The organism is Shewanella xiamenensis, from assembly GCF_014647135.1.
GTDB classification, from domain to species: Bacteria; Pseudomonadota; Gammaproteobacteria; order Enterobacterales; family Shewanellaceae; genus Shewanella; species Shewanella xiamenensis.
Genome location: NZ_BMOP01000037.1, coordinates 22,890 through 29,499, shown reverse-complemented (window position 1 = coordinate 29,499; position 6,610 = coordinate 22,890). Strand labels below are relative to the sequence as shown.

Annotated in this window: 5 protein-coding genes; 1 reads left to right on the top strand and 4 read right to left on the bottom strand. The window is 47.0% G+C overall.

What is annotated here, in order from left to right:
* Positions 1-598: 598 nt before the first annotated feature.
* Positions 599-1,417, bottom strand: a complete 819-nt coding sequence (gene pssA, locus IEY09_RS19150; RefSeq protein ID WP_188872319.1) for a CDP-diacylglycerol--serine O-phosphatidyltransferase — start codon at positions 1,415-1,417, stop codon at positions 599-601.
* 91 nt (positions 1,418-1,508) lie between these two features.
* Here pssA and IEY09_RS19145 point away from each other — a divergent pair, with 91 nt between their 5' ends.
* The gene (locus tag IEY09_RS19145; protein ID WP_099457620.1) at positions 1,509-1,970 is read left to right on the top strand and encodes a DUF4124 domain-containing protein; all 462 of its coding nucleotides are present in this window, start codon (positions 1,509-1,511) and stop codon (positions 1,968-1,970) included.
* A gap of 166 nt (positions 1,971-2,136) precedes the next feature.
* On the opposite strand, the gene clpB is transcribed toward IEY09_RS19145, so the two are convergent.
* From clpB to rluD, 3 genes are all read right to left on the bottom strand, one after another.
* A complete protein-coding gene (gene clpB, locus IEY09_RS19140; protein ID WP_037421313.1) occupies positions 2,137-4,710 on the bottom strand; it encodes an ATP-dependent chaperone ClpB in 2,574 nt (857 codons plus the stop codon).
* A gap of 117 nt (positions 4,711-4,827) precedes the next feature.
* Positions 4,828-5,601: a peptidoglycan editing factor PgeF gene (gene pgeF, locus IEY09_RS19135; RefSeq protein ID WP_188872317.1), complete on the bottom strand. Its 774-nt coding sequence runs from the start codon at positions 5,599-5,601 to the stop codon at positions 4,828-4,830.
* A 3-nt stretch (positions 5,602-5,604) separates the two neighbouring features.
* On the bottom strand, positions 5,605-6,576 hold the full coding sequence (rluD, locus tag IEY09_RS19130) for a 23S rRNA pseudouridine(1911/1915/1917) synthase RluD (protein WP_011073400.1): 972 nt from the start codon (positions 6,574-6,576) through the stop codon (positions 5,605-5,607).
* Positions 6,577-6,610: the final 34 nt, after the last annotated feature.

Sequence of the window (6,610 nt, the reverse complement as noted above, 5' to 3'; positions counted from 1 at the left end):
GATTTAATTCTTTGATTACTCGCCAAACGGCAGAGTAATTTCGATTAACTCAACACCTGTGAGTGTCCACACAGATTTCTTGTTTAGATTGTTAAAGAGCATTTGACCTCATCGCTTGCGTTACCGCTCTCTGGGTCAGGGCTGCGTATTCTACGCATTTCCCTTGTCGCGTCAAGGCGTTTTTACAAACTTCTTGAGGCTTTCGAATCAACTGCACATTTTGCATTCGATTCGCACTGAAACCGCGTTAGCTTTCGCTGTCTGCCGTGTCAGTGGATGCGCATTATAGGCAGCGAAACTTTTTGTGCAAGCGCTTTTTTAACAAAACCTGCCGAGTGGACAAATAACCAACAAATCTTCAAGTGTTGGGTGGATATGCTGCAATTTTTCTCACTTGGGCTGGTAAGTTTGGCATATGTAGAAAGGATGTGCAGGAAATTCTATAGATCGAATAGCCTTAAGAAAGGGCGCTTTAAAACTTTTATATATATAGATGAGTACGTCCGGTGCAGAGAAACGGTTCAAGAATAGGGAATGGCGACTCTTGAACCGTAGAACTAACATGGCATAAAAGATTGAGAATGTAGGAACTGTCGAACTAAGTATTATCCGTAGAACTTTTTGAACTCTTGGTGCCCTCTGCTGTTTCTTGTTCCTTTTCATGCTCTCCATCACCCACAATATGGGCTACTTTGAGCTTTCTCACGGTACGAATAGTGATCACTGGCCCCGAAATGGCGTAGAGATAAAAACCAATGCAGAGGATTAAAGCTGGCTGAACCGAAACCACAACAAATGCACCCACAACGAATAGGATGGCGATAAAGTTCACTTTACCGCGCCAGTCAATCTCCTTGAAAGAGTGATAACGGAAATTGCTCACCATTAATAACCCCGTGATTGCTGTAATCAATCCGGCAATCCAACTGATATTCTTACCATCGAGATTGTACTGATTACCAAGCCAAATACTGCCGGCAATAACGGCCGCAGCAGCAGGACTTGCTAAACCTTGGAAGTAACGTTTATCCGCAACACCGACTTGGGTATTAAAACGTGCAAGCCTTAATGCTGCTCCTGCGCAATAGATAAACGCCGCCAACCAACCGATTTTACCTAAATCCGCCAAGGCCCAATTATAGGCGAGCAGTGCTGGAGCAATGCCAAAGGACACCATATCCGCCATGCTGTCGTATTCAGCACCAAAGTCACTTTGAGTATTCGTCAGCCTTGCCACTCGTCCGTCAAGACCGTCACAGATCATAGCCACAAAAATCGCGATTGCTGCCGCTTCAAAGTTGGCATTCATCGAGGCAATCACAGCGTAGAAACCGGAAAACAAGCCTGCGGTTGTGAATAAATTGGGCAGTAAATAGATACCCTTATTCTTTACTGTTTGATTAGAAGAATTTTGCATACACTTATAAAGCTATGAGCAGAAATGGAAGTAGGCTTCAAGATAGCATATTTTACTATCATGTCGATGGGTGCCCTAAGGGATGATGTTTATGTTAATGAAAACAAATTTGAGCGTGGTATTTTTAGGTTTTGTATGCCTAGTGTTGCTCACACAACCCGTGCTGGCGGGCGCTATTTACACTTGGGTCGATAAGAACGGGGTGACTCATTACAGTCAACAACCACCGACTCAGGAACAACAAGCGCAGCAGTTGAATAGCAATGATCTTGAACCGAGTAAAATTGGCTATATAGCTCCCGTTAAGAAGGAAGCGCCTCCTGAAATGTCTGAGTCCGAAAAATCGGCGGCTTTAATTAAAGAGAAAGATGCCAAGCAAGCAGAAGCAATTTGTGAAAACGCTAAACATAATTTAGATGTGTTAACGACCCATACAAAACTCACCCGCCAAGAAGACGGTAATAAAGAACCTGTCGCGATGACAGAAGAAGAGCGCCAAGCAGCCATTACTGAGAATCAACAGCGGATCAAACTATTTTGCAATAAAAAATAACGCCCAGAGTTTGTAATAGGCACCACTAAAAATCTTGATGGCAATGCCACACTATTGCTAACCGCTATTTTATCTGTAACCGATATAGGCAAAAAAAACCGAAGTCCAAGACTTCGGTTTTTTGTTTAGGTTAAGCAGCATTTTGCACGGCAAAGATTGTCGTAAATTATTGCTCGAATACCAGCTCACGACCAGCGCAACTGACCTTGATAGGTTTGCCGGGCAGTAACTCGCCACGCAGTAATTTTTGCGCTAATGGATTTTCCATCTCTTGCTGCAAGGCTCGTTTCAGAGGTCTTGCACCATAGACTGGATCGAAACCAATTTCGGCAATCAATGATAATGCCTCGTCGGTGATCTCCAGCGTATAGTCTTTCTCTGCCAAACGCTTACGCAATGAAGCAATTTGGATAGAAGCAATATGCTTGATATTTTCTGCATCCAAGGGATGGAATACCACAGACTCATCGATCCGGTTTAAAAACTCGGGTCTAAAGCTATGGGTCACCACATTCATCACCGCGCTCTTCATTTCGCTATAACTTAAGTGACCGAATCCTTCTTGGATAATGTCAGAGCCTAAGTTTGAGGTCATGATGATCACCGTATTTCTAAAGTCGACGGTACGGCCTTGACCATCGGTTAAGCGGCCATCATCCAGCACCTGCAGCAAGATGTTGAACACGTCTGGGTGCGCCTTCTCCACCTCATCGAGCAGAATCACTGAATAAGGCTTACGGCGAACAGCTTCAGTTAAATAACCGCCCTCTTCATAGCCAACATATCCAGGAGGAGCACCAACCAAACGTGAAACAGCATGTTTTTCCATAAACTCTGACATGTCGATGCGCACTAAGGCCGATTCTGTATCGAATAGGAACTTAGCTAACGACTTACACAACTCGGTTTTACCCACACCAGTTGGTCCTAAGAACAGGAACGAACCAATCGGACGGTTAGGATCGGCAAGCCCTGCGCGGCTACGACGAATCGCATTAGCGACTGCATCCACAGCTTCGTTTTGGCCAATCACGCGCTCATGCAGTGCCACTTCCATTTGTAACAGTTTTTCACGCTCGCCTTCAAGCATCTTAGAAACCGGAATACCCGTCGCCTTTGATAACACTTCAGCGATTTCTAAGTCAGTAACTTTATTGCGCAGCAGTGTCATATCCTGCATTTCAGCTTGCGATGCCAAGTCCAATTGCTTTTCAAGCTCTGGAATACGGCCATATTGCAGCTCGGACATACGCGTTAAATCACCGGCGCGGCGCGCGACTTCTAAATCCATCCGCGCTTGCTCAAGGTCGGCTTTAATATGCTGAGTACCTGCCAACGCCGCTTTTTCGGTGCGCCAGATTTCATTAAGCTCAGACGCCTTAGCCTCAACTTCATGCAACTCGACACGTAAATGTTCGAGTCGACGACGGCTCGCCTCATCGTTTTCTTTGGCCAATGCCTGCTCTTCCAGTTTCAACTGGATAGCACGGCGCTCCAATCTGTCGAGGGATTCAGGCTTAGAATCCATCTGCATACGGATGCTCGACGCCGCCTCGTCAATTAAGTCGATGGCTTTATCGGGTAATTTACGGTCCGACACATAACGGTGCGACATAGTGGCCGCCGCTACAATCGCCGGATCGGTAATTTCCACATGGTGATGCAGCTCATAACGCTCTTTCAAGCCACGTAAAATCGCAATGGTGTCTTCAACGCTTGGCTCATCCACTAATACTTTTTGGAAACGACGCTCAAGGGCGGCATCTTTTTCAATATATTGGCGATACTCGTCAAGAGTCGTCGCGCCTACACAGTGGAGATCGCCACGGGCCAAAGCAGGCTTTAACATGTTACCCGCATCCATGGCGCCATCGCCTTTACCCGCGCCCACCATTGTGTGCAGCTCGTCGATAAAGAGGATCACTTGGCCTTCTTCCTGCGCCAGCTCATTAAGCACGGCTTTTAAGCGCTCTTCAAACTCACCACGATATTTAGCGCCGGCAATCAGTGCACCCATATCTAAGGATAAAACACGTTTATTTTTAATCCCTTCAGGGACTTCGCCGTTCACAATGCGCTGAGCAAGTCCTTCAACAATCGCGGTTTTACCCACGCCAGGCTCACCAATCAGCACAGGGTTGTTTTTGCTACGACGTTGCAGCACTTGAATGGTGCGGCGGATTTCATCATCACGGCCAATGACAGGATCGAGTTTGCCCTGCTCGGCACGTTCAGTAAGATCAACGGTAAACTTTTTCAGCGCTTGGCGTTGGTCTTCCGCATTGGGATCATCCACATTCTGACCACCACGCATTTGCTCAATGGTTTGTTCCATCAGCTCTTTGGTCGCGCCGGATTTTTTAAGGCATTGTGCTAGTGCATCGCTGCCCTCAAGCGCCGCGAGAACGAACAACTCACTGGAGATATATTTGTCTTTACGCTTTTGCGCCAATTTATCGCAAAGGTTTAATAAACGAATTAACCCTTGGGATAATTGTACATCGCCGCCAGTGCCTTCGACCTGCGGTAGACGTTCAAGCTCTTGGCTCAAGAGCGAGCGCAGCGCACTCACCCGAATGCCAGCTTGGGTTAATAAGGGATGGATAGAACCAGAATCCTGGTTAAGCAGTGCCATCATCAAATGTAGCGGTTCGATAAACTGATGATCACGCCCAAGTGCTAACGACTGGGCATCTGAGATGGCAAGCTGAAATTTATTAGTCATACGATCGAGTCGCATACAGCCTCCTAAAACTCACAAATAAGGTACAGCATTTTGTTAGTTAAAAGATGGGGGCTATTTGACCAATTTCAAGCTAGATGGCTAGAAATAAATACAAATTATAGGGGAATAAACTTAAGACTTAAGCCAGATCAAGGAAGCCATACGACCAGTGATTTTATCGCGGCGATAGGAGAAATAACCCTGATTCAATACAGTGCAAATATCGGCGCTGTAGATCTGTGTAATACCCAGTTGCTTTAAGCGTAATTTGGCTAATCCGATAATATCGGCAAGGTATTTATCGCCTCGCGCAATAAAACAACTTTCCGCATTAGGATCTTTTGCCATAAAGGCGGCACGCACTTCGGCGCCAACTTCAAAAGCCGTAGGACCAATAGCCGGCCCTAAGTAGGCGATAAGTTCGTTTGGCTTTGAGGTAAAATGCGCCACGGTCGCCTCAATCACCCCATCACACAGTCCGCGCCAACCGGCATGGGCAGCAGCAACTTCAGTCCCTTGTTGATTACACAAAAGCACCGGCAAGCAATCAGCGGTCATCACCACGCAAACCCGTCCAGCGAGGTCGGTATAGCTGGCATCGGCGACCAAAGGTGGCATATTTTGCAAGGCCACACACTCTGATTGAGCGTCTTGAGTAAGATTAATTGGGGCGATATCGGCCAAATCAACCACTCGAGTACCGTGGACTTGCTCCAACCACACAGGCTCAGTCGCAAGCCCTAACTGCTTTGCCAACATGCCACGATTAGCCAATACCTGCTGCGGCATATCTCCAACATGCAATCCTAAGTTCAGACTGTCGTAGGGGGCAAGACTCACACCACCATGGCGGTCGGTCATTGCTATTGCCACATTATCAGGTACAGGCCAATCGTGCATCAACATCAGTTAGTACTCGATCGGATGTTCTAAAGTGTCTTGACGCAGTGCTTTAGTCAAAATCACCATATCTTCTGGGATCGGCGCCGTCCAGCTCATGATTTCACAGGTCACAGGATGCGCTAATTCCAAACGCACCGCGTGCAGTGCTTGGCGTTTAAAGTTCTTCAAAATCTCGAAAAACTCAGGACTTGCTGCCTTGGGTGGTTTTGGACGGCCACCATATACAGGATCACCCACCAACACATGGCCGATATACGCCATATGCACACGAATTTGGTGAGTACGTCCAGACTCTAAACGTAATCTTAAACGGGTATGATTACGGAATTTTTCCGCCACACGATAATGGGTCACCGCGGGTTTACCCGAATGATGCACCGCCATATGGGTACGTTTTGTCGGATGACGGCCAATCGGCTCATCGACAGTGCCACCCGCCGTCATAGTACCGAGGACAATCGCCTCGTACTCACGGGTGATTTCACGGGCTTGCAATGCGGCCACTAAATGGGTTTGGGCTTCAACTGTTTTGGCCACCACCATCAAACCTGTGGTGTCTTTATCCAAACGGTGCACAATACCCGCACGTGGCACGTGCTCAATATTAGGGCAGTGATGCAGCAATGCGTTCATCAACGTACCATCGGCATTGCCTGCTCCGGGGTGAACTACTAAGCCAGCTTGTTTATTGATCACTAGGATATCATCGTCTTCATAGACAATATCCAGCTCAATGGCTTGCGCAGCCGCATGCACTTCTTCTTCGAGCGTGGCGTTAATTTCGATTTGCTGCAGCTCAAAAACCTTTTCGCGCGGCTTGTTTACCATTACGCCATCAACATAGACTGCATCAGATAGGATCCATTCCTTGATGCGCGTGCGCGAGTAATCAGGGAACAACTCAGCCAGTGCTTGATCCAATCTCAAACCAGTTTGTGTTGCCGAAATCTCGCTTTTTAGATTAATCTCTTGTGTCATAGGAACCGTATCCCCATTTTGGGGTCAAAAAATG

Coding starts and splice junctions, on each gene's coding strand:
- pssA (WP_188872319.1), bottom strand. CDS start 1,417: ATGCAAAATTCTTCTAATCAAACAGTAAAGAATAAGGGTATCTATTTA.
- rluD (WP_011073400.1), bottom strand. CDS start 6,576: ATGACACAAGAGATTAATCTAAAAAGCGAGATTTCGGCAACACAAACT.
- pgeF (WP_188872317.1), bottom strand. CDS start 5,601: ATGTTGATGCACGATTGGCCTGTACCTGATAATGTGGCAATAGCAATG.
- clpB (WP_037421313.1), bottom strand. CDS start 4,710: ATGCGACTCGATCGTATGACTAATAAATTTCAGCTTGCCATCTCAGAT.
- IEY09_RS19145 (WP_099457620.1), top strand. CDS start 1,509: ATGTTAATGAAAACAAATTTGAGCGTGGTATTTTTAGGTTTTGTATGC.